This window comes from Mesorhizobium sp. USDA 3734 (assembly GCF_056279665.1).
The window spans coordinates 1,009,923-1,032,772 of sequence record NZ_JBWCCW010000001.1 but is presented as its reverse complement, the minus strand read 5'-3'; the positions used below and the strand labels follow the sequence as shown (position 1 = coordinate 1,032,772).

18 protein-coding genes and 2 pseudogenes are annotated in these 22,850 nt (G+C 60.0%); 4 read left to right on the top strand and 16 right to left on the bottom strand.

The genetic code is table 11. From position 1 onward, the window contains the following. Window positions 1–43: 43 nt before the first annotated feature. The 7 genes and pseudogenes from scpA to ACZ89F_RS04855 all read right to left on the bottom strand — a co-directional run bounded on the left by scpA (window position 44) and on the right by ACZ89F_RS04855 (window position 9,257). Window positions 44–2,185, bottom strand: coding sequence for a methylmalonyl-CoA mutase (scpA, locus tag ACZ89F_RS04885; protein ID WP_476097213.1), 2,142 nt, complete (start codon window positions 2,183–2,185; stop codon window positions 44–46). A gap of 2 nt (window positions 2,186–2,187) precedes the next feature. After that, entirely contained in the window at window positions 2,188–2,520 is a 333-nt protein-coding gene (locus ACZ89F_RS04880; protein WP_476097212.1) for an NAD(P)(+) transhydrogenase (Re/Si-specific) subunit beta, read from the bottom strand. A gap of 103 nt (window positions 2,521–2,623) precedes the next feature. Continuing rightward, window positions 2,624–3,532: pseudogene (locus tag ACZ89F_RS04875) on the bottom strand (NAD(P)(+) transhydrogenase (Re/Si-specific) subunit beta); the annotation flags it as partial. A 60-nt stretch (window positions 3,533–3,592) separates the two neighbouring features. Then, window positions 3,593–4,018 (bottom strand): proton-translocating transhydrogenase family protein, encoded by a 426-nt coding sequence (locus tag ACZ89F_RS04870; protein WP_032901432.1) that lies wholly within the window; start codon window positions 4,016–4,018, stop codon window positions 3,593–3,595. Then, window positions 4,018–5,301, bottom strand: coding sequence for a Re/Si-specific NAD(P)(+) transhydrogenase subunit alpha (locus ACZ89F_RS04865; protein WP_476090646.1), 1,284 nt, complete (start codon window positions 5,299–5,301; stop codon window positions 4,018–4,020). The genes ACZ89F_RS04870 and ACZ89F_RS04865 overlap by 1 nt, the downstream gene beginning before the upstream one ends. A gap of 172 nt (window positions 5,302–5,473) precedes the next feature. After that, window positions 5,474–7,495 (bottom strand): acetyl-CoA carboxylase biotin carboxylase subunit, encoded by a 2,022-nt coding sequence (locus ACZ89F_RS04860; protein ID WP_476090645.1) that lies wholly within the window; start codon window positions 7,493–7,495, stop codon window positions 5,474–5,476. A gap of 229 nt (window positions 7,496–7,724) precedes the next feature. After that, window positions 7,725–9,257: an acyl-CoA carboxylase subunit beta gene (locus tag ACZ89F_RS04855; protein ID WP_476090644.1), complete on the bottom strand. Its 1,533-nt coding sequence runs from the start codon at window positions 9,255–9,257 to the stop codon at window positions 7,725–7,727. A gap of 213 nt (window positions 9,258–9,470) precedes the next feature. On the opposite strand from ACZ89F_RS04855, the gene ACZ89F_RS04850 reads away from it, so the two are divergent. The 4 genes and pseudogenes from ACZ89F_RS04850 (at window position 9,471) to ACZ89F_RS04835 (ending at window position 12,976) form a co-directional block, all read left to right on the top strand. Then, window positions 9,471–10,883, top strand: a complete 1,413-nt coding sequence (locus ACZ89F_RS04850; RefSeq protein ID WP_476090643.1) for a helix-turn-helix domain-containing protein — start codon at window positions 9,471–9,473, stop codon at window positions 10,881–10,883. 426 nt (window positions 10,884–11,309) lie between these two features. Beyond that, window positions 11,310–12,281 carry an NUDIX hydrolase gene (locus tag ACZ89F_RS04845; protein WP_476090642.1) on the top strand — a complete coding sequence of 324 codons (972 nt, stop codon included), beginning with the start codon at window positions 11,310–11,312 and terminating at the stop codon, window positions 12,279–12,281. Window positions 12,282–12,348: 67 nt separating this feature from the next. Further along, window positions 12,349–12,456: pseudogene (locus tag ACZ89F_RS04840) on the top strand (quinolinate synthase NadA); the annotation flags it as partial. Window positions 12,457–12,499: 43 nt separating this feature from the next. Next, on the top strand, window positions 12,500–12,976 hold the full coding sequence (locus ACZ89F_RS04835) for an Lrp/AsnC family transcriptional regulator (RefSeq protein ID WP_476090641.1): 477 nt from the start codon (window positions 12,500–12,502) through the stop codon (window positions 12,974–12,976). Between the two features lie 88 nt (window positions 12,977–13,064). Here the strand turns inward: ACZ89F_RS04835 and ACZ89F_RS04830 are convergent, their stop codons facing one another. The 9 genes from ACZ89F_RS04830 to ACZ89F_RS04790 are packed head-to-tail and all read right to left on the bottom strand — an operon-like array spanning window position 13,065 to window position 22,676. After that, complete coding sequence (locus ACZ89F_RS04830; protein WP_476090640.1) at window positions 13,065–14,279, bottom strand: NAD(P)/FAD-dependent oxidoreductase; 1,215 nt, start codon at window positions 14,277–14,279, stop codon at window positions 13,065–13,067. A 35-nt stretch (window positions 14,280–14,314) separates the two neighbouring features. Then, a complete protein-coding gene (locus ACZ89F_RS04825; RefSeq protein ID WP_476090639.1) occupies window positions 14,315–15,001 on the bottom strand; it encodes an ABC transporter ATP-binding protein in 687 nt (228 codons plus the stop codon). Window positions 15,002–15,005: 4 nt separating this feature from the next. After that, window positions 15,006–15,740: an ABC transporter ATP-binding protein gene (locus ACZ89F_RS04820; protein ID WP_476090638.1), complete on the bottom strand. Its 735-nt coding sequence runs from the start codon at window positions 15,738–15,740 to the stop codon at window positions 15,006–15,008. Further along, window positions 15,721–16,857, bottom strand: coding sequence for a branched-chain amino acid ABC transporter permease (locus tag ACZ89F_RS04815; protein ID WP_476090637.1), 1,137 nt, complete (start codon window positions 16,855–16,857; stop codon window positions 15,721–15,723). The genes ACZ89F_RS04820 and ACZ89F_RS04815 overlap by 20 nt, the downstream gene beginning before the upstream one ends. Then, window positions 16,845–18,074, bottom strand: coding sequence for a substrate-binding protein (locus tag ACZ89F_RS04810; RefSeq protein ID WP_476090636.1), 1,230 nt, complete (start codon window positions 18,072–18,074; stop codon window positions 16,845–16,847). Before ACZ89F_RS04810 ends, ACZ89F_RS04815 begins: the two co-directional genes overlap by 13 nt. 15 nt (window positions 18,075–18,089) lie before the next feature. Beyond that, window positions 18,090–18,965: a branched-chain amino acid ABC transporter permease gene (locus ACZ89F_RS04805; RefSeq protein ID WP_476090635.1), complete on the bottom strand. Its 876-nt coding sequence runs from the start codon at window positions 18,963–18,965 to the stop codon at window positions 18,090–18,092. Window positions 18,966–19,001: 36 nt separating this feature from the next. Beyond that, complete coding sequence (locus tag ACZ89F_RS04800) at window positions 19,002–20,639, bottom strand: GMC family oxidoreductase (RefSeq protein ID WP_476090634.1); 1,638 nt, start codon at window positions 20,637–20,639, stop codon at window positions 19,002–19,004. Continuing rightward, complete coding sequence (locus tag ACZ89F_RS04795) at window positions 20,636–21,172, bottom strand: hypothetical protein (RefSeq protein WP_476090633.1); 537 nt, start codon at window positions 21,170–21,172, stop codon at window positions 20,636–20,638. Before ACZ89F_RS04795 ends, ACZ89F_RS04800 begins: the two co-directional genes overlap by 4 nt. Window position 21,173: 1 nt before the next feature. Continuing rightward, entirely contained in the window at window positions 21,174–22,676 is a 1,503-nt protein-coding gene (locus ACZ89F_RS04790; protein WP_476090632.1) for an aldehyde dehydrogenase family protein, read from the bottom strand. Window positions 22,677–22,850: the final 174 nt, after the last annotated feature.

Here is a 22,850-nt window from a genome sequence, read left to right as displayed (position 1 = left end):
AATCCGAAATTGCTGACTGCATTTCCATCCCTATTCTGTGCGGCTAAGCGTTTCGACGCTTGCCTTCCATGAGATCCAACACGGCGCACGCCGCTTCCAGCACATTGGTGCCGGGACCGAATACCGCGGCGACGCCATGGTCAAGCAGGAATTTATAGTCCTGACGCGGCACAACACCGCCGCAGACGACGATGATGTCGGCGGATCCCTTGGCAACCAGAGCGTCAATCAATTGCGGCAGCAACGTTTTATGGCCAGCCGCGAGGGAAGAAACGCCGACGACATGGACCTCCGCGGCGATAGCCAGATCAGCAGCCTCGCCGGGTGTCTGAAACAATGGTCCGGTGACGACCTCAAAACCGATATCGCCGAAAGCGGATGCGATGATCTTGGCGCCGCGATCGTGGCCGTCCTGGCCAAGTTTGGCGACCATGATCTTCGGCTTGGCGCCGCGCGAAGCCATGAAGCCTTTGAGGCGCGAGACCAGCGTCTTGAACTCCGGCTCTTGCTCGTAGGCTTTGCCATAGATCGCACTGACCACCTCGGGAACCGCCTTATGATCGCCAAATACCTTGCGCATGGCATCGGAAATCTCCCCCACTGTTGCGCGAGCCCGTGCCGCCTCGACCGCCGCTTCGAGAATGTTACCTTCTCCGCTGGCTGCGACCTGCCCAAGCACAGCCAGCGCGTCGCCTACACGGTGGGGGTCCCGTTGGCGCCTGGTCTTTTCGATGCGCGCAATCTGCGACTGGCGGACGGCTCCGTTGTCAATGTCCAGTATGTCGATCCGATCCTCGGTCTCGAGCCGGAATCTGTTAACGCCAACGATGACTTCTTCGCCCTTGTCGACGGCGGCCTGACGGCGTGTTGCCGCCTCCTCGATCAGCCGCTTGGGCAGTCCGGAGGCCACGGCATTCGTCATGCCACCTATCGCCTCGATCTCTTCGATCAACTCCCAGGCTTTTCCGGCGAGCTCATTGGTCAGGCTCTCCACGTAATAGGAGCCCGCAAGCGGATCGATAACCTTGGTGATGCCGGTCTCGTGCTGGAGAATGAGTTGCGTGTTGCGGGCGATACGCGCCGAAAACTCCGTCGGCAATGCGATCGCCTCGTCGAATGAATTGGTGTGCAGCGATTGTGTGCCGCCCAGCGCCGCTGCCAGCGCTTCATAGGCAGTTCGCACGATGTTGTTGTAGGGGTCCTGTTCCTGCAGCGACACCCCGGAAGTCTGGCAATGAGTGCGCAGCATCAATGACGCCTGCTTCCTCGGTTCAAACTCTTCCATGATGCGTGACCACAGCAGCCTGGCCGCGCGCAGCTTGGACGCTTCCATGAATAAATTCATGCCGATGGCGAAGAAGAACGAAAGCCGGCCGGCGAAGTCATCGACATTCAAGCCTTTGGCTATTGCCGCGCGGACATATTCGCGCCCGTCGGCCAGCGTGAAGGCAAGCTCCTGCACCAGCGTCGAGCCTGCCTCCTGCATGTGATAGCCGGATATGGAGATAGAGTTGAATTTCGGCATCTCCCTTGCCGTGTATTCGATGATGTCGGCGATAATCCGCATCGAGGGTCCGGGCGGATAGATGTAGGTGTTGCGGACCATGAACTCCTTGAGGATGTCGTTCTGGATTGTTCCGGAGAGTTTTTCGCGCGCAACACCCTGCTCTTCTCCCGCGACGATGAAGGCCGCGAGAATCGGGATCACCGCGCCGTTCATAGTCATAGAAACTGACATCTCCTCGAGCGGAATGCCGTCGAACAGGATCTTCATGTCCTCGACTGAGTCGATCGCAACGCCGGCCTTGCCGACATCGCCCTCGACGCGAGGATGATCTGAATCGTAGCCGCGATGAGTGGCGAGATCGAAAGCCACCGATAGCCCCTTCTGGCCGGCGGCCAGCGCCTTGCGGTAGAAGGCATTGGATTCTTCCGCTGTCGAGAAGCCGGCATACTGGCGGATGGTCCAGGGTCGGCCCGCATACATGGTGGCGCGCGGCCCGCGCACAAAGGGTTTAAGGCCTGGAAGGGTGCCGAGATGATCAATGCCTCGAAGGTCGTCCTGTGTGTAGAGCGCTTTGACATCAATCCCTTCCGGCGTACGCCAAGTCGGGATGGTCGAGGGGGCCTGGAGTTCGCCTTTGGCAAGCTTCTCCCATTCAGAGATCGAATGTTCGTGTGTCATAGTCAGTGATCCATCGCCTTGACGATCTCTTCGGTCATCTTCTTGGCGTCGCCGAGCAGCATCATGGTGCCGTCCTTGTAGAACAGCGTGTTGTCGATGCCGGCATAGCCCGAGCCGAGTGAGCGTTTGACGAACAGGCAGGTGCGGGCCTTGTCGACGTCGAGGATCGGCATGCCGTAGATCGGCGACGACTTGTCGTCGCGCGCGGACGGGTTGGTGACATCGTTGGCGCCGATGACATAGGCAACGTCGGCCTGCGCGAATTCGGAGTTGATGTCCTCGAGTTCGAACACTTCGTCGTAAGGCACGTTGGCTTCGGCGAGCAGCACGTTCATGTGGCCGCGGCATGCGGCCGGCGACAGGGTGAATGGCGTATTTGACGTCGACGCCGTTGGCCTTGAGCTTGTCGGCCATTTCGCGCAGCGCATGCTGCGCCTGGGCGACCGCCATGCCGTAGCCCGGCACGATGATGACTTTTTGGGCGTTCATCATGAGGTAAGCGGCATCGTCGGCCGAGCCCTGCTTGACCGTGCGCTCGATGCCGTCATCTGCAGCAGTCGCCGTCTCGCCGCCGAAGCCGCCGAGGATGACCGAGATGAACGAGCGGTTCATGCCCTTGCACATGATGTAGGACAGGATCGCGCCGGATGAGCCGACCAGCGCGCCGGTGATGATCAGCGCCAGATTGCCGAGTGTGAAACCTAGGGCCGCCGCCGCCCAGCCCGAATAGGAGTTGAGCATCGAGACGACGACCGGCATGTCGGCGCCGCCGATCGGGATGATCAGCAAGATGCCGAGCACCAGCGAGGCGGCAACGATCAGCCAGAAGACCAGCTTGGACTCGGTGGTGACCAGCAGCACGATCAAGACGACGAGCGCGATGGCAAGTGCCGCATTGATGAAGTGACGGCCGCCGATCATGATCGGCTTGCCGGACATGCGGCCATCGAGCTTGAGGAAAGCGATGACGGAGCCGGTGAAGGTGATGGCGCCGATGGCGACGCCAAGGCTCATCTCGATCAGGGCCTGGGCATGTATGTCGCCATTCGTGCCGATGCCGAAGCTTTCCGGGGCATAGATGGCGGCGGCTGCCACCATGACGGCGGCAAGGCCTACCAGCGAGTGGAAGGCAGCGACCAGTTGCGGCATCGAGGTCATGGCGATACGGCGCGCGGTGACGGCGCCGACACCGCCGCCAATGGCAAGGCCGAGCACGATCAGGCCGAAACGGCCGGCAGAGGGAGTCGCCAGCGCCAGTGTGGTGGCGATGGCAATGCCCATGCCGATCATGCCGTAGAGATTGCCCTGGCGGCTGGTGGTCGGATGCGACAGGCCGCGCAGCGCCATGATGAACAGGACGCCGGAGACCAGATAGAGGAAGGACGCGAAGTTGGCGTTCATGGCGCTCTACTTGTCCTTCTTCTTGTACATGGCCAGCATGCGCTGGGTGACGAGGAAGCCGCCGAAGATGTTGACCGAGACCAGCATCAGCGCGACGAAGCCGAAGCCGGCGGCAATGCCAGAGGCGGCGATGCCGACGGCAAGCAGCGCGCCGACGACGATGACCGAGGAGATGGCGTTGGTGACCGCCATCAGCGGCGTGTGCAACGCCGGCGTCACCGACCAGACCACATAGTAGCCGACGAAGATCGCCAGGATGAAAATGGCGAAGCGGAAGACGAAGGGGTCGATGGCGCCACCGGACAGCGCGTGCGCGGCGTCACCCGCCGCATCGGCACCACCGGGCGCGGTCGCCATATTGTGCACCGCCAGCCGAACGGCGGCGGAGGCCTGGTCGAGCTGGTCGAGGGCTTTTTGCAGGGTCTGGTCCATCACGCGATCCCTTTCGGCTTCGACGAGGGCGACTTGGGCGCGGCCGCCTTCTTGGGCGCGGCCTTCTTTGCAGTGGCGGGTTTGACTGAAGCGTCGGCGACCATGGTCGTGGCCGGGATCGCGGCCGGCTCGACACGCGGCTGCTGATCGGCCTTCACGAAAGCTGGATGAACCACCTTGCCGCCATCGGTAAGCATCGTCGCCTTGACCAGATCGTCGGCGCGATTGATGGCAAGCGTCTTGGTCGTCTTGTCGACCAGCGTTTCGAGGAAGGCAAACAGGTTCCTGGCGTAAAGCAGCGATGCCGATGCCGCGATGCGGCCGGGCACATTGAGATGGCCGACGATTTTTACCCCATTGGCCGTTGTCACCACTTGGCCCGGCACAGCACCCTCGACATTGCCGCCGCGCTCGACCGCCAGGTCGACGAGCACCGAGCCCGGCTTCATCGAGGCGACCATCGCCGCCGACACCAGCTTCGGCGCCGGCCGGCCGGGGATCAGCGCCGTGGTGATGACGATGTCCTGCTTGGCGATATGCTCTGATGTGAGCGCCGCCTGCTTGGCCTGGTATTCCTTAGACATTTCCTTGGCGTAGCCGCCTGCCGTTTCCGCAGCCTTGAATTCCTCGTCCTCGACCGCGAGGAACTTTGCGCCGAGCGAGGCGACCTGTTCCTTGGCTGCGGGGCGAACATCGGTGGCGGTGACGACCGCACCAAGCCGGCGCGCGGTGGCGATCGCCTGCAGGCCGGCGACGCCGACGCCCATGATGAAGACCTTCGCCGCCGGGACCGTGCCAGCCGCCGTCATCATCATCGGCAACGCCCTGTCATATTCCGAGGCGCCGTCGATCACCGCCTGGTAGCCGGCAAGATTGGCCTGCGAGGACAGAACGTCCATCGATTGCGCCCTGGTGATGCGCGGCATGAACTCCATCGAAAAAGCGGTGACGCCGGCCTTGGCAAGTGCCGCGACAGCAGCATCATTGCCGTAGGGATCCATGATGGCAATGACCGCCGTACCGGGCTTGTAGCTCTTCAGCTCGGCATCACCGGGCCGACGCACCTTCAGCACCACATCGGCCTTGGCGACATCGGAAGCCTTGCCGATGGCAGCGCCTGCGCTCGCATAGTCGGCATCGATGATTCGCGAATTCTGACCGGCACCGGCCTCGACAATGACGTCGAAGCCCAGCGCCACCAGCCTTTTCACCGTATCGGGCGAGGCCGCGACGCGCGGCTCGTTGGCATCAAGTTCACGAGGAATGAAAACCATTAAACCCATGGGAGAACCTTTTTGCCCTCACGACAGCTTGCAGGTCTGGCGAAATAAGAGAGGTCACCGACGCGCCATCTATCCGAGACCTGAAATGTTGAGGCTTCTTCATGCTTGTTGATGGCAACGACCAGGTTGGAATTTCTGGATGATGCGCGACCTGCCGGCTGCCATGAGCCGCTTACTCGAATTCCATGATGAGTTCGTCAACGGCGAGGCTGGCGCCAGCTTTCGCCACCACGCGACGAACCGTGGCCCGGCGTTCGGCACGCAGCACATTCTCCATCTTCATCGCCTCGACGGTGGCCAGCGCCTGCCCCGCCTCGACCGTATCCCCCTCCTCCACCGTAAGGGCGGTGATGACGCCGGGCATTGGACAGAGCAGCATCCGTGACGTGTCTGGTGGCACCTTTCGTGGCATCAGCCTGGCGAGTTCGGCGACACGGGGCGTGCGCACACAAGCCACCACATCGATGCCCCGCCAGCGCAGACGAATACCCGCTGCGACAAACGACATCTTTACGCCAATCGTCTCGATGTCGAGTGTGAACCGCGCATGGGAGTGTCCCGGCAACCAATCGCTGGCAACAGCGCACGGGGGACCATCGGCGAAGTGGACCACAATCTTGTCGCGTTCCTGCTTTGTCGTGACAGCGTAGCTTTTGCCGGCGAGCGTCACTTCCCAGTCGCTGCCAACCACCCGACGGTGATTGTCCATCGCCCCGGAAATGAGTACATCGCGCTGTTGTGTCCTTAGATTGATGAAGACGGCAATCGCGGCGAGCTTTAGGGAATCTTGCCGTGGTGGTTCGACGCCCGAAAAACCGTCGGCATACTCTTCGGCGATGAAAGCGGTCGTCAGACGTCCCTCGCGAAAACGCGGATGGTCCATGACTGCTGAGAGGAACGGCAGATTATGGCCGATGCCCTCGACCTCGAAGTCATCGAGCGCATCCCGCATGGCATTGATGGCCGCCAACCGCGCTGGCTTCCCCTCTCCACCGGAGGCCCAGGTGCACAGCTTGGCGATCATCGGATCGTAATACATCGAGATCTCGCCGCCCTCGGATACCCCGGTGTCGTTGCGAACAACAGCGCCGTCTTCGCGCTTGCCCTCGACCGGAGGACGATAGCGGGTCAAGCGTCCGATGGACGGCAGGAAATTGCGGTACGGATCTTCCGCGTAGAGCCGGCTTTCAATGGCCCAGCCGCTCAGCTTGACGTCGTCTTGCGTGATCCGCAGCTTCTCGCCCGCCGCAACGCGGATCATCTCCTCGACCAGGTCGATGCCGGTGATCAGTTCGGTCACCGGATGCTCTACCTGAAGCCGAGTATTCATTTCGAGGAAATAGAATTTCCTGTCGCCATCCACGATGAATTCCACCGTCCCGGCGGAGAAGTAGCCGACGGCTTTGGCCAAGGCCACGGCCTGTTCGCCCATAGCCTTGCGAGTCGCAGCGTCGAGGAACGGTGATGGCGCTTCTTCAATGACCTTCTGATTTCGGCGCTGGATCGAGCATTCGCGCTCGCCGAGATAGATCAAGTTGCCGTGCTGATCCCCGAGCAGTTGGATTTCGATATGGCGCGGCTGGGTGATGAATTTCTCGATGAAGATGCGGTCGTCGCCAAAAGAGGATTTCGCCTCATTCTTCGAAGACTGAAAGCCTTCGCGCGCCTCGGCGTCGTTCCAGGCAATCCTCATGCCCTTGCCGCCGCCGCCAGCTGAGGCTTTGATCATCACGGGATAGCCGATCTCGCCGGCGATCTTCACCGCCTCGTCGGAATCCGCGATGAGGCCCATATGGCCCGGTACGGTCGTGACACCCGCGGTTGCAGCGATCTTCTTCGAGGTAATCTTGTCGCCCATCGCCTCGATGGCGACCGGCGGTGGGCCGATGAAGACGACGCCTGCGGCCTTAAGCGCCTCGGCGAAATTGGAATTTTCTGAAAGGAAGCCGTAACCGGGATGGACTGCATCCGCGCCGGTGGCTTTCGCGGCGTCAACAATTTTGCCTATGGCGATGTAGGACTGGCTGGAGGGTGCCGGGCCCACATGCACAGCCTCGTCGGCCATCTTGACATGCAGCGCCTCACGGTCGGCATCTGAATAGACCGCGACCGTGGCGATGCCGAGTTGCCGCGCCGTCTTGATGACGCGACAGGCGATTTCGCCGCGATTGGCTATAAGGATTTTCTTGAACATGGATTGCCTATCGTTCGACACGGAAAATCATGGGGTCGAGATCACGTCTCCACCTCAACCCGGCGCGGCTCAGGGTTTCGGGAACATCGATCACGCAAAGGCACCAATCCATTTCGCCCTCATGCGCCAGCCAGACCAGCTTCTGCGCTCCCCCGATGAAACTCGCGAGTTGTCGCGGCGTGGCACACGCGATTTCCGCGCAGAACACATGCGTGCACATCATTTCGCCCTACAGCGGCATCGTGTCGTGTTTCTTCCAGCGCGGATCGACGCGTTTGCCGCGCAAGGCAGCAAAGGCGCGGGCAATGCGCCGGCGCGAGGAATGCGGCATGATCACCTCGTCGATGAAGCCGCGCTCGGCCGCGACGAACGGATTGGCGAAACGCTCCTCATAGTCCTTGGTGCGCTGCGCGATCTTGCCCTTGTCACGCAGCTCCGAGCGATAAAGGATTTCGGTCGCACCCCTGGCGCCCATCACGGCGATCTCGGCGGTCGGCCAGGCGTAGTTGACGTCGGCACCGATGTGCTTTGAGGCCATGACGTCATAGGCTCCGCCATAGGCTTTGCGCGTTATCAGCGTCACCATCGGCACGGTTGCCTGGCTGTAGGCAAACAACAGCTTCGCCCCATGCTTAATGACGCCGCCATATTCCTGCGCCGTGCCCGGCAGGAAACCGGGAACGTCGACCAGAGTCAGGATCGGAATCGAGAAAGCATCGCAGAAGCGGACGAAGCGCGCGGCTTTTCGCGAGGAATCGATGTCGAGGCAGCCTGCCAGCACCATCGGCTGGTTGGCGACGACACCAACCGTCTGGCCCTCAATGCGCACGAACCCAGTGACAATGTTTTTTGCAAAAGCCGCCTGGATTTCGAAGAAGCCGCCCTCGTCGGCGATCGCCAAGATAAGTTCCCGCATGTCGTAGGGTTTCGCCGCGCTGTCGGGGATCAGCGTATCGAGCCGCATCTCGAGCCGCGACGGGTCATCGTGGAAGGGACGCGCCGGTGGCTTCTCGCGATTGTTGAGGGGCAGGAAGTCGAACAGGGCCCTGACCTGCTCCAGGGTCTCGACATCATTGTCGTAGGCACCATCCGCAACGGACGATTTCGTCGTGTGCGTGCGTGCGCCACCGAGTTCTTCAGCGGTAACGATCTCGTTGGTGACGGTCTTCACCACATCGGGACCCGTCACAAACATGTAGGAACTGTCGCGCACCATGAAGATAAAATCCGTCATTGCTGGCGAATAGACCGCACCGCCGGCGCACGGCCCCATGATGACAGAAATCTGCGGGATTACGCCCGAGGCATCGACATTGCGCTTGAATACGTCGGCATAGCCGGCAAGCGATGCGACGCCTTCCTGGATGCGTGCACCACCTGAATCGTTCAAGCCGATTACCGGCGCCCCGTTGCGCACCGCCATGTCCATGATCTTGCAGATCTTCTGCGCGTGGGTTTCGGACAGCGAGCCGCCGAGCACCGTGAAATCCTGGCTGAAGACATAGACCAGCCGGCCGTTGATGGTCCCCCAGCCGGTCACAACGCCATCGCCGGCGACCTTCTGTCCAGCCATGCCGAAATCGACCGCACGGTGAGTGACGTACATGTCGTATTCCTCAAACGACCCTTCGTCGAGCAGCACATCTAGGCGCTCGCGAGCCGTCAGCTTGCCCTTAGCGTGGTGAGCGTCGATACGTTTTTGCCCTCCACCGAGACGGGCTTCGGCGCGGCGCGATTCAAGTTGCTCGAGAACAGCGCGCATCAGTGCCCGCTCCCTATGGTGGCAGCGTCGCCGACGAACCTTTTTACCCCGCGTTCTTCGACGACCGCACTCAAGAGTGTCATTGGTTTCTCCTGTTCGGACGCAAGCGCCCGCCGTCAGCGTTTAAGCGAATTGATCGAGCGAGAAAACATTTGAACAGGTAGGTATGCGTAGTATAGAAAGTTGCAAAGTGAAAAATGCGAATTTGCAAATATGGCGACAGGCAAGCTCTTTATCGGCAAAAAAGTCCGTGAATTGCGCGAAGGCAGCAAGCAGACCCAGGCTGCCTTTGCCGAGCGCATTGGTATCTCTGGAAGTTATCTCAACCAGATCGAAAATAATCAGCGGCCAGTATCTGCCGCCGTGCTTTTGACCCTGGCGGAGAATTTCAAGATCGATATTGGATCGATCTCGGGAAGCGACAGCGATCGGCTGCTCTCAGCGCTCAGCGAAGCTCTTGCCGATCCGGTTTTCGACGCCTATTCGCCAAGCCTCCAGGAACTGAAGCTGGTCACCCAGAACGCGCCCGGATTTGCACACGCTTTGATTGCCAGCCACCAAGCTTATCGCCGCAACAGCGAACAACTTGCGAGTTTCGACGACCATATGGTCCGGACCAATGCGTTCAGTGATCCGACGCCTTACGAGGAAGTCCGCGATTTCTTCCATTTCGTAGACAACTACATTCCCGATCTCGATCTGGCGGCTGAGCGGTTGGCAAAGGAGCTGGATATTCCTGACCGCGAAGCCGGCTCTGTCCTGTCAAATCATCTGGAGAATCGGCACGGGATACGCACGATGCGTGCGGAACCCGGCGAGGATATCTTGCGCCGATACGATGGCGCCTCTCGCGCGCTCTTCCTGAATCCTTACTCGGCGGTTTCCACGCGAACCTTCCAGATGGCGTTCCAGATCGCCTCCTTGGAACGGGAAAGCGAGATCGAAGCGATCGTCCGGCAGGCGAACTTTCGGACACAGGAAGCGGGCGATATTTGCAAGATTGGTTTGCGCAATTACTTCGCAGGGGCGCTGATGCTGCCCTACCAAGACTTTCTGGCCGCGGCAAAAGAGCTCCGTCACGATCTCGAACTAATGGCAACGCGGTTTGGAGCGAGCCTCGAGCAGGTCGCGCACCGCCTCTCCACTCTGCAGCGGCCTGGCCTCAAAGGCGTGCCTGTATTTTTTGCCCGCATCGACCGCGCCGGCAACATCACCAAGCGCCACAGCGCGGCCAAGTTGCAGTTCGCGCGTTTCGGAGCAGCTTGCCCGCTGTGGAACGCGCATCAGGCTTTCGAAACACCAGGGCGCATCATCCGCCAACTTGCTGAGACCCCCGATGGCGCGCGCTATTTGAGCGTCGCTACGGAAATTGCAAAGGGCAGCGGCGGATTTAATGCACCGCAACGGTGTTACGCCATAGCCTTGGGTTGCGAACTCGCCTACGCAAAGGACTTCGTCTATGCCGAGGGCCTCGACCTCTTCAATCGCGCCGCATTCGATCCAATTGGTATTTCTTGCCGTATTTGCGAACGTGGAAGCTGTCCGCAGCGGGCAGTCCCCCCGCTGAAAAGCAGGTTGACCATCGACCACCAGCGGCGGGGAGTTCTACCTTATCAAATCTCCTGATTTGACAGGAAGACCGATCGGCGTCGCGACACGCTCGCTTTGGCGGTCCGCCGCAGTGCTCACGGGCAGAGACGCTACCCAATCCAAGTTTCTGTCAGGTGGCGAGGCGCCTCGTGGATTTCAGTCGGCGTTATTAGATCTGATTGAGGCGGTAGGACGCGCTCGTGCGATGCCGACATATTTGAATGTGTTTAGCCAGGACTGTCCGACTTCCCTGTCGTCCAGCCTGCGGGTGTAGTTCGAAATCGGCGACTCCCTACCTCACGTCAATGAAGCGTTCGGCATGGATTTGTGTTGATGCGACATGCAAGGGCTGCAAAAAGATCGAACATGGCCGCAAACGTTCACAGACGCCCAGCATCGGTCACCTCTCGCCCAGTCGGCTTGGTTCGCCCGGGCGGTTGAGATTTGGAGCTCACTGAAGAGATGCAAGACAAGGTGGCATCGACGAAGAGGCTAACCCCAAAAAACGGCCCACGGCATTCCGTTGGTGCGGAGCTGATTGCGGTGCTGGTCGCGGTGGCGGCCAGTCAGCCGCGGGTGCTGACCATCGAGCATGGTCAGTCCTTGCCCTCGGGCCCGTTCGAGCTCGGACATCGTTCGCTACAATCTGGCCTGAGGGACTGGGTTGAACAGCAGACAAGACACCCTTTGGGTTACATCGAGCAGCTCTACACCTTCGCCGATCGCGACCGTCCGGCAAACGGGAGCGCGCAACGTGTGGTTTCGATCAGCTATCTCGCCTTGACCCGGGAGGAGCAGGCGGCACCCGCCGACAAAGCAGCCTGGCGCAACTGGTACGACTATTTCCCCTGGGAAGATCACCGTGCTGGCGTCCCCTCTGCATTGCCTGACGTAATCGTTCCGCGCCTGAAGGCCTGGGCGGATGCCGCCGACGATCGCCCAACGCACAATGACCGCTGGCAGCGAGCGGCGATCGCCTTCGGCCTTGATGGCTATAGCTGGAACGAGGAACTGGTGCTGCAGCGCTACGAACTGCTCTACGAGGCGGCCTTCGTGGAGGAGGCAAACCGTCGCCACGCTCCAGGCACTCCGTTGTCGGTCTTCGGCAGAGCCATGCAGGCCGACCACCGACGCATCCTGGCGACGGGAATAGCTAGGCTTCGAACCAAGATCAAATACCGCCCCGTCGTCTTCGAACTGATGCCGCCGGCATTCACGCTTCTGCAGCTGCAGCGCACCGTTGAAGCTCTCGCCGGAAGGCTCGTGCACAAGCAGAATTTCCGGCGTCTTATCGAACAGCAGGATCTGGTCGAGGAGACCGGCGAGACGGTGTCGGAAACACGAGGCCCTCCGGCCAAGCGCTTTCGTTTTCGGCAGACGGTTCTGGCGGAGCGAACTGTCGCGGGGACGAAATTGCCACTTTCACGCGCTTGACATTTAATATGCTCAAGTTAAGCATATACCTCTATTATACTCAACACGAGCATAATGAGGGTAAGGCATGTTCAACGCCTTCACGCGCACGACCGCGCTCTACGACCGAGTGCGGCGCGTCATCCCGCCCATCGAGTGGCCAGCCTTCGCTGGCGATATCGAGGCCATCCTTGAGAAACTGGCCGGAATCGCCACAATCTCTGCGTAAAAGGTGAAATGTGCCAGAACTGAAGCTCGACGCTATTGACCGGAAAATTCTGCAGATGCTCCAGGCTGACGGAAAAATGAGCGTCGCTGAGTTGGCCGAAAAAGTTGGCTTGACCGCGTCCCCTTGCGCGCGGCGTGTCCGCATCCTTGAGTCTGGGGGTGTGATCAGTGGATATGCCGCGATCGTCAACCAGAAAGGAGTAGGTCTCTCCATCAGCGCTTTCGCTTCAATAAAGCTTGAGCGGCAGCGCGAGGAGGATCTGGATCGTTTCGGTGAAGTGATATCGGCATGGCCGGAAGTCGTCGACTGCTACCTTATGACAGGACAGCGTGACTACCTTTTGAGAATCGTAGCGAAGGATCTCGACTCGTATGAGATTTTTCTCAAGAAAAAGCTGACGCGGCTTGAGAACGTCTCTTCGATCGAGACGAGTTTTGCACTGGGTCAGGTGAAAAGATCGGCAGTCCTTCCAATTCCGGCCAAATGATTGCTGTCCTGCGGTCGGCAAGGAGCTTGGATTGACGGCGAAGGGCAAACCTACGAAATTCGCAGCGGCTGTCTAATAGCATCGAACCTTAGCTTAGTCCCCGATCCAAGCCCTCGATAGCCGAGACATCTCCTTCCATCGCACTCGCGATTTTTTGCGCGGTCACCGGACCAAGTGTAAAGCCTTGATGCCCGTGGCCGAAATTCATCCAAAGACCGCGATGTCTCGGGGCTTCGCGCACAAGCGGCAGCATTCCCGGCAGGCATGGCCTCGTGCCGTCCCACGCGGCGTCCTCCACTGGCCCCTGGAACTTCAGAAGCGACCGTGCAGCAGCCTCCCCCCTTGTCATCTGTCTTGGTGCGGGGGCTGGCGCGGACATTGTCAATTCAGCGGCCGTCGCGATGCGCAGGCCTTTTACCATAGGAGCGAGAACGACGGAGTCATCCGCGAGCAGCATCGAACGACGCAGTCCGTGGTCCCCTTTGAAATGCACATGATAGCCTCGTTTCGGTATCATGGGCACCCGATAGCCGAAGCGGCTCAGAAGCGCTGGCGACCAAGGCCCGAGTGCGACCACCACACGTTCCGCATCCATGCCGGCGCTGCGCCAGCCGGTCTTTGTCTGGACCAACGATGTGGCGTCCCCGACGGTAATGGCTCCGCCCCGCCTTAGAAAGAGCTGCGCGTAAGCCTCGACCAGACCGCCCGGATCGACACACCGCCAAGTGTCGCTCCAATGAATGGCTCCAGCCAAGCCCGGTTTGAGGGCTGGCTCCTCTTCACACAGTTGCGCCGCATCGAGGCAACGGTGGTTTGTTCCATAAACCTCGCTGCGCCTCTGCGCCTGACGGACGGCGGCCGATAGTCGGCGTCCATCCCTATAGGCTTCCCAAAATCCATCCTTCTTCAATAGATGATCTGCCCCTGCTGCCTCCGCCAGAAGCCCATGGCACCGGGTCGCCGCCTTGATCATTGGGCTCCAGATTGCCGCAATCTGAGCGTACCGGGCTGGTCGCGAAGCTGCCCAGTATCTTAGCAGGGGCAAACTGTTTCGCGCGACGAAGCCGCCGTCGAGTCTCACAGCGTTGAACCTGCCAAACGCCATTCCCACCAATTCGAAGACGTTGGTGGGAAGCGCGTATGGCGCTGTCGCCTCACTTTGGATGAGGCCCGCGTTGCCGTAGCTGGTTTCTCGGCCAGGCGATGATCTATCTATGATGATACAATCGTGGCCTCTCTCCTGGATTGCCAGAGCGGTGGTAACGCCAACCATGCCCGCGCCTAGAACAATTGTTTGCGCCATCAAACAGCACCACAAATCGAGGCCCAGCGTTAGCGCTAGACAGCAATACTCTTGTACAAAAGGGGATCGTTACGAACCTCCTCGGCGGTTCCAGCAATCGCAATGCGGCCTCGATCGATGACGAGGACCTGATTTGCGAGGCGGAGCGCCAATTCCAGATGCTGTTCGACGATGATGACGGCCATTTCTTTCGAGAGCACCTCGAGGCGCTCGCCGATCTCCTCGATCACCCCGAACCAGACGCCTTCCGTCGGTTCATCCAGCATCAGGATTTTCGGACGGCCCATGAGGGCACGGCCGATCGCCAGCATTTTCCGCTCACCGCCCGACATCGTGCCGGCAATCTGCTTCAGCCTGCCGCCCAGCTTCGGAAAGAAATCAAGTGCCGCACCGATGTCAGCATGGCCTCGACGGGTCATCGTCCCGAGCAACAGGTTTTCCCGGACAGTCATTCCACTGAAAATCGCGTGCTCCTGAGGAACATAGCCGATACCCAGATCGACCCGCTCGACCGTCTTCTTGCCGCGCAGAGGCAGCCCCGCCAGAAAGATCTCCCCCGAGGTGGCGGGCAATTCGCCAATCAGTGCTTTCAGAAAGGTGGTTTTCCCCGCGCCGTTGCGTCCGAGGATAGCGGTGCCTCCCGTCGGCGCAAACGTCGCAGAAATTCCGAAGAGAACGCGGCTGCTGCCGTACCCGGTCGACAAGTCTTTGATTTCCAGCATGATGCTACGCCCGTGTTGTGTAGACGCGTTTGACGTCCTCGGAAGCGTCCAGACCGGCGATGGAGCCGTTGTAGACGACGCGCCCCTGATCGAGCACGGTGACGAAGTCGCAGATCGTCCGGATGAAGTTGAGGTCGTGCTCGACGATGATCAAGGTGGTTGACGACTTAAACGGTTGCAGGAATTCGCCCGTCGCCCTCCGTTCTTCGACGCTCATGCCGCCGGTCGGCTCGTCCAGCAGAAGGAGCTTCGGCTGCTGGGCCATTGCCATCGCGATCTCAAGCCATTGCTGTTGGCCATGACTCAGGATGCTGGCTCTGTCATTGGCCCGCGATCCCAACCCGAACCGCTCAAGGTCCGCCAGGATGCCAGTGCTCATCGCGCTGGCTGTTGCCGATCGCGCGAGAGCAAAAATCGATTGCTGAGCCTGTTTGGCAAGGAGCAAATTGTCGAACAGCGAGAGTTCAGGAAGCACGGAGGTGATCTGAAACTTCAGGCTCATCCCCATCCGCGCCCGTCGATACGCCGGATGCCGGGTGACATCCTGGCCGTCGAAACTGACGGTGCCGGCGTTGAGAAGATGTGCGCCTGAGATCGCCTTCAGCAGGGTGCTCTTGCCCGAGCCGTTGGGCCCGATCAGACCGTGAAAGGTGCCCCGCTCCACAGACACATTCACGTCCTTCAGCGCACTGAAGACGCCGTAGTTCTTTGTGCCACCCTTAACCTCGAGCAGAGACATTGGCCGCCTCCTCGGAATCACGCTCCTCTGCGTCTGCGGCCTGCGCAGCACTGAAGAACTGGCGGGAGCCGCGATCGCGCTCATTCAAGAGAAGCCCAATGAGCCCCGACGGCCGATAGACAACGATGGTCAGCATCAACATGCCCATGAAGGCGGGCCAGATACCCCGAATGAGTTCGACGTCGGACAGGGCAAAGCCGAGTCCTTCGATCGCAAACACTCCCAGGATCGGACCGATCAGAGTGCCGGGCCCACCGAACAGGGCGTAGAGCGCGGCGTATGTCGATTGCAGGAAACCGATATTGCTCGGTCCGATATAGCTTTCGTGGAACGTAAAGAGCGCGCCGGCGACGCCAGCGATAACGCCCGCGAGGATGAACACGATCGCTTTGAAAACCTGAATTCGATAGCCCAAGAATGCCAACCGCTCCTCGTTCTGGCGAATTCCGCTCAGCACGAGCCCGAATTGCGAACGTACCAGCCAACGACAAAGGGCGTAGGTCGCAATCAGCAGACCCATCGACACGTAGAAAAAGACCGGGCCGGAATACATCTTGTAAGACCCGAACATCAACGGGCTGGAAACGGACAGGCCGTTCGCGGCGCCGATCGCCTGCCAGCCGCCAATAAGGCGCTCCGCGATGTAGGCAAAGCTCAGCGTCCCGAGCGACACGAAAATGATTTCCGCTTTTCTTCGGGTCAGAAGCAGAAACCAAGCGACAAGAGCCGCCACAAAACCGCCGGTGCATGCGCCAATGAGCGCGACCGCGAAAAAGTTGTCGACGCCCCAGTGCAGGTTCGACAGCGCGGCAGCGTACCCGGCCGAACCGAAGAAGAGCGCCTGGCCGAACGCCATGATCCCGGAATAGCCCCAGCACAGGTCGAAGCTGAGCGCCAGAAGGCAAAGGAGAACAAGCTTGGTGACGATCGTTTGCTCATAGCCCCCGACCAACGAGCCGAGCAAAATAAGACCACCAAGAACCGCTCCCTCTACGATCAGGAGTTTGGAAAATCGCGTTCGTTGAACCGCCATCTGCAATCTTTCAAAGTGAGTCCGACCGGATCCGACAGCGGCGGGCCAGGCCCGCCGCCATCGAACGACCGTCAGCTCCGGCATGCGCCGGGCGGCACCATCTCTCGCTTATCGATGATCTTCCATTTCCCACCGGTCATCTGGGCGAAATAGATGTTCAGAGCGACCGCGTGGGTCGCTGCGACAATCTTCGACGGTCCTCCGGGACCCTTGTCCAGCGAGGCGTTCGCGTAAGCTTCTGAAAGCGCTTCGATGGAGAGGTCGCCATTCGTCTTGATGACGGCCTGCTCGAAGAACTTCAGTCCACGCCAGCTGCCGGTCGCGCTGATCCCGGCCGTGAACAGGTACGGGCTGCCCGGGAACATATCGTTATATTCCTTCAGCAACTGCTGCGAGTAAGCGTCATCGACGGTGTGGAAGAAATCGAGTGCGCTGTAAGCGCCTTCGAGGACCTCTGGCGGGACGAAGTTCACAGCGTTCTCGTCCAGATGGATGATCGACTGAGACCCACCGTTCTTCGTAAACCCGGCCTCATAAAGCTGCTTCATGAAGCCCTGCATACCCGGCGGAATCAGCGTATTCAGCAGGTGGTCCGGCTTTTCTTTCATGATCTTCGCGACCGTCGCGGAATAATCCATCTGATCGATCGGATAATATTCCTCGAATACGACCTCGCCGCCGTTCGCTTCGATCAGCTCTCGCGCAATTTTGTTGGTGACCTGGGGCCATTGATAGTTGGCGCCCGTCAGCACGAAGCGCTTGGCGCCCGCCGTCTTGATGAGATACGGGATCATGTGCCCGAGCTGATGGGCGGATGTCGCTCCCGTACAGAAAAGTCCGTCGGTGCAGTCCCCACCCTCGTAGTGCTGGGGATAGACGAACAGCTTCTTCGCGCGCTGGATAACCGGCACCTTCATGGCTTCGCGGGTCGAGGAAAGAGCTCCGCCCATCACCATGTCGACTTTGTGTTTGCTGATCAGCCGCTGCACGTTCGCGACGGCCTTGCCGGGATCGGACACGGTATCCTCAAGATACAACTCGATCGGGCGGCCCAGAATGCCGCCGGCATCGTTGATCTGCTTTGCCGCGAATTGAGCCGACTGCCAATGGGTGTTGCCATAGACCGCCAGGCCGCCGGACATATCGGCGGCGATGCCGACCTTGATGGGACCGGCCGCGCTTGCCCAAGTGGGCTTCAAAACCCAGCCGCCGGCTCCTGCGATCCAGCCAGCCGCCGCAAGTTGTCCGGCGCCTGTCAGGAAGCTGCGTCTTGAAAGTGTGTCACGTGTAGGTTTGTTCATGTCTCGGTTCCCCTTTTAGCTGCGCCTGAAAATGCCCTGTGGGCGCAATTTCACAGTCAGAAGGATAAGGACGTAGAGGACGACCTCCCCTACGATCGGGCTGATAGTGTCGGCCACGCCGAGATACTCGCGCGCCCACTGGACGCCCGGCGTCAGGCCTCCCATGAGGGCACCGCCCAGGATTGGCCCCTCGAACGTACCCACGCCGCCGAGCATCACCGCGAGAAAGGCCTGGACAAGGAACTGAAGGCCGAGATCGGCCGATAGCGAGAACAGCGGCACCATCAATGCGCCCGCAAGACCAGCGAGCCCTGCCCCGATCGCAAACGCCGTCGAATAGAGGCGGTCGGTCGAAAGGCCCGAAGCCCTCGCGAGTGGTGCATTTTCGAGCGACGCGCGGATCTGCAAGCCGAAACGCGTCCCCCTGACCACATAGACGGACGCGATCATGAGGCAGAGCGTCGTCGCGATCACCACGAAACGCCAGATGGAGAAATCCACGCCTCCTATCGCAACCACCCCCGGCAGCGGCGCGGCAATCTCGTAGTACTTGCCGGCAATCGCGAAGCGGACAGCCTCGCGCAGGGTCAGTCCGATCGCGAAGGTGGCCAGCATCGCGGTAATCGGCGTTCGATACAGCCGCCTGACGATCGTCAGCTCGATGATCAAACCGATGGCGGCCACCACAAGCGGCGCCAGGATCATCCCCAACCAGACAGGAACACCGCTCGCCTGGGCGAGAAAGACGATGTAGGCCCCGAGCAGAACGAATTCACCATGGGCCATATTGAAAATGCCCATGAGGCTGGCGATGACGGCGAGGCCGCTCACCACCAGGATCATGATCGACGCGAAAGCCGCGAGATCGAACAGAAATTTTGTAAATTCCATAGCGACTGTCCGGTTCTGCTCCTGGAGTGCCAGGAGCTAGGCGGCGACTTCGACCTTCGTGGTGCGGGAAAGCTCTCGATAGTTGTCGCGGATATACTCCGCTGCCCGCAATGCCAGTGCCGAGACGGTCGGCGTGGGATTTACGACACCGCCGGTGGTGAACGCAGAACCGTCAATGATGAACAGGTTCGGCACGTCCCAGCTCTGATTCCAACGATTGACGACCGAGGTCTCCGGCGACTCGCCCATTCGGCATGTGCCCAGGAGATGCCAAGCCGGCGTCTTGTAGGTGCCTTCTGCATCGCGATAGTCATTGAGCTGTATGTCGTTGGCCATGGCCGCTTCCCCGACATCCCGGAGACGGTCGAGCATGAAGTTCATCATGCGTTTGTCGTTCTCCCCCGGGGCGTAGTGAACGCGCACAGCCGGCAGACCGTCTTCGTCGGTCTCTCTCGGATCGAGCGAAACCCGGTTTGCGGGATCCGGAAGATCGTCGCCGATCGCGAGCAGTGTAATGACGTGGCCGAAGTTTTGCTGGAACCATTGGTGGTGTTGAGCCCCCCATGGACCTGCTTTGCTGCCCAACCAGCCATTGCTGAGTTCCGCCGCCGAAGGGGTGGAAGTCAGGCAATTGAAGTTGAAGCCGTTGACGAAACCGCGCGAAACGTCGGTCTCTGCGAACTCGCGGGAGATGACCGAAACAATGTGCCCCATATGCCCATTGACCGCCTCATCGACGCGGATCTGCGCCGAAACCAGGGTGTGATGCATCAGGTTACGCCCGACCATGTCGGAACTGTTGGCCAAGTTGTCGGAGGCGAGCAGCAGCCGCGGCGTGCCGACGCCATTCGCGCCGAGGACGATGACATTCGCCGTGGTGCGATTTTCCTTGCCGCTGACCCGATCCTTCCAGACAACCGCCGACGCGCGACCATCCTTGCCCTTCTCGATGCGCAGCACACGCGCATTGGTCTGAAGCTGAGCGCCTGCTGCGAGAGCTTTTGGCCAGACCGAGTAGGTGAAGAGAGACATGGACGCGCGGGAGCAGCCCCAGCACAGACCGCAGCTGTTGCATCCCGGTCGCCCGTCATAATCTTCAGAGATGACTCCCGCTTCGGCGGGCCACCAGTGCCAGCCAAGACGGTCGAATGCCTTTGCGAGCGTTTGCGCTGTGTTGGAAAACGGAAGGGGGCGGGTCGGAGGCCGATCACGCTTAGGCATCGCGGCGTCGCCGGCAAGGCCGCTGACCCCGAGTATGCGATCGACTCGTTCATAAAACGGCGCGATTTCCTCGTAGCTGATCGGCCAGTTCGGCTGCAAGCCGTGTTCCGTACCCTTGCGGAAATCCGACGGGCGATAGCGCGGCCAGATCGCTGCGTAGACATTTGTCGATCCCCCTACGCTGTTCCACATCAGCACCTGGCTGGTGTCGGTGTCGACAGGGTAGTCATCGCTGTTGTCGCGAGAATTGATATCGGGGTTCCATGTGGCTTGTCGCTGCCAAGCCCAATCCGCTCGATAGTGCGCCCTGCTCTTGCGATCAATCCAGTTGCCTTGCTCGAGGCAAATGACCCTCAAACCAGCCTGGGCAAGCACCATCGAGGCAAGCGCACCCGACGCACCGGACCCGATGATCAGAACATCGCAGTCTTTTACTTTTTGTTGCGAGCTCATCTATCCAGACCCCATTTTTCAGTCGTGCGAGTCTGCAGATCGAGACCGCTGATATCGATTGGTTTAACGGCTTCTGTCGGGATCCATTGCCCGCGACCATGCCTTGGCGTCTGGCTTGATTCATCGAACGGCGCCAGATCGTAGCCTTCGAGATGAGGCATCAGCCGGTAAGGCGTTCCCTTGCTCTCGATCAGCGAGACTACCACCGGGCTCTCGTAGTAGGCGTAGTTTGCCGAGGAACGTAGCCATAGGAATGCCTTAGGATCGTCGGCTTCGATCCTGGATGCGGATTCGATTTGCTCTTCGCTGGTGCGCGATCGATTGAACTCGTACTTTTCCAGAAGATCTGACAGCGACGCCAGAGCGACATCGCCGCCTGTATCAAGCAGACGCATAAGCATTGCGTGCTGGACGCCGACACTGCTCGCGGCCGGCCATCCGCCCCCGCCGGGGATCAGAACATCCACCAGGAGAGTTAGCGATTTGCCTAACTTCCCGACTTGCGAGGTGATATTTATAGTGTTGGGATGCATGTCACCGTCCAGCCGCCTGATAGTTTGGGAAAGGGATGGAGACTGATCGGACTTCGCTCATCGCTTCGATGGCATGCCGTCCGCCAATTCTTCCGACGCCGCTCTTTGTCCCCGAACTGCCGCCGAAGGACATGTGCGTTTCCCAGCAAACCGTCGATTCGTTGATGTTCACGATGCCCGCCGACAGTTCGGAAGACATGGCGAGCCCACGTTCGATATCGCTGGTGAATATGGCCATCGACAGCCCATACTCAGTATCGTTCGCAACCCGGAGAATCTCGTCGTCGCCGGAAAGGGAGATGATCGGAACCACGGGACCGAATGTTTCTTCTCTGGCGATCCGCATCTGCGGCGTCACTTCGGAGATGACCGTAGGTGCAAAGAAAAGATCGCTTCCAAGTTCCGGCATCGGGCGTCCGCCTGCAAGGCATTTCGCGCCGCTCGCGATCGCGTCCTCAACATGCTCGGCGACCTTGCGGGCGACACTTCGATTGTTCAGCGGCCCCATCGTCACGCCTTGATGAAGGGGATTTCCGACACGGTGACTGGCGGCGATGCTTGCGATTTCACTTGCTAGCGCGTCGGCTATTTGGGCATCGGCAAGCACCCGTCCCGTAGCCGCGCAGATCTGGCCGCAATTGCTGAACGCGCCAAATGCAGCTGCTTCGGCAGCACGGCGTAGGTCTGCGTCGCGGCGTACGATGAAAGGGCCATTCCCGCCCAGTTCGAGCACCATTGGCTTGCCGGCACCACGCTCGGCGATCCGCTTACCCGTTGCTGGAGAGCCAGTGAAGCCGATCGCATTCGTCTTCTCCGATGCAACGATCTCGTCGCCGACAACCGCCCCCTCGCCAAGTACCAGATTGAGTATGCCGGGTGGTATTCCCGCGTCTGCGATGATGCGCATCATTGCGACTGCCACGAGCGAGGTCGTGGGTGCCGGCGCCCATACAATCGTGTTGCCAGTGGCAAGCCCGGGCCCGATATATTCAATCGGGATGTTTACCGGGTAATTCCAAGGTGTAATGACCGCGTATACGCCACGCGGAAACCGCCTCGTTATGACCTGCCGCCCAGGCGTGGCGCCGCCGAGGAATTCGCCAGTCGAATAGCGAACCATTTCTGCCGCCATGTGGAATCCGTGAGCCGCAGTGCCGACTTCCCCCTCTGCTTCGGCAATCGGCTTTCCCTGTTCCATGGAGAGGATGCGTGCCAGCTCACCGGCCCTCGCCTTAATGGCGTCGCCAAGCTTGGCGCACAGATCGGCGCGGTTCCAATTGCTTGTTCGCGCCCACCCGCGCTGTGCCGCCACGGCCGCGTCTACGGCATTGCGTGCGGTTGCCCGAGAGCTTTTTGGCAAGGCAGCCAGAACCTCCAAGGTGGCCGGATTGACCGCATCGAAAGTCTCGGATTCGACGTTCTCCCAGGCACCGTCAATGTAATTGCCGACGGTTTCTACAAGCGCCGGCACATCGGCGGAGCCGCTTCGATTAAGATTGTCCATTGTCCACGTCCCTTCGTTGCGTCATCAGCCGGTATGGCTGTGGAGCGAACGTCACGGCAAAGCTGCCTTCTACTGTTCCCAGGACGGATTGTTGGGAGCACTTCACTCTCCCCTCCGTCTTGATGCCAAGGATGCATTCCATCAAAATAATGTCAACTGCAAATATTTCGTTGG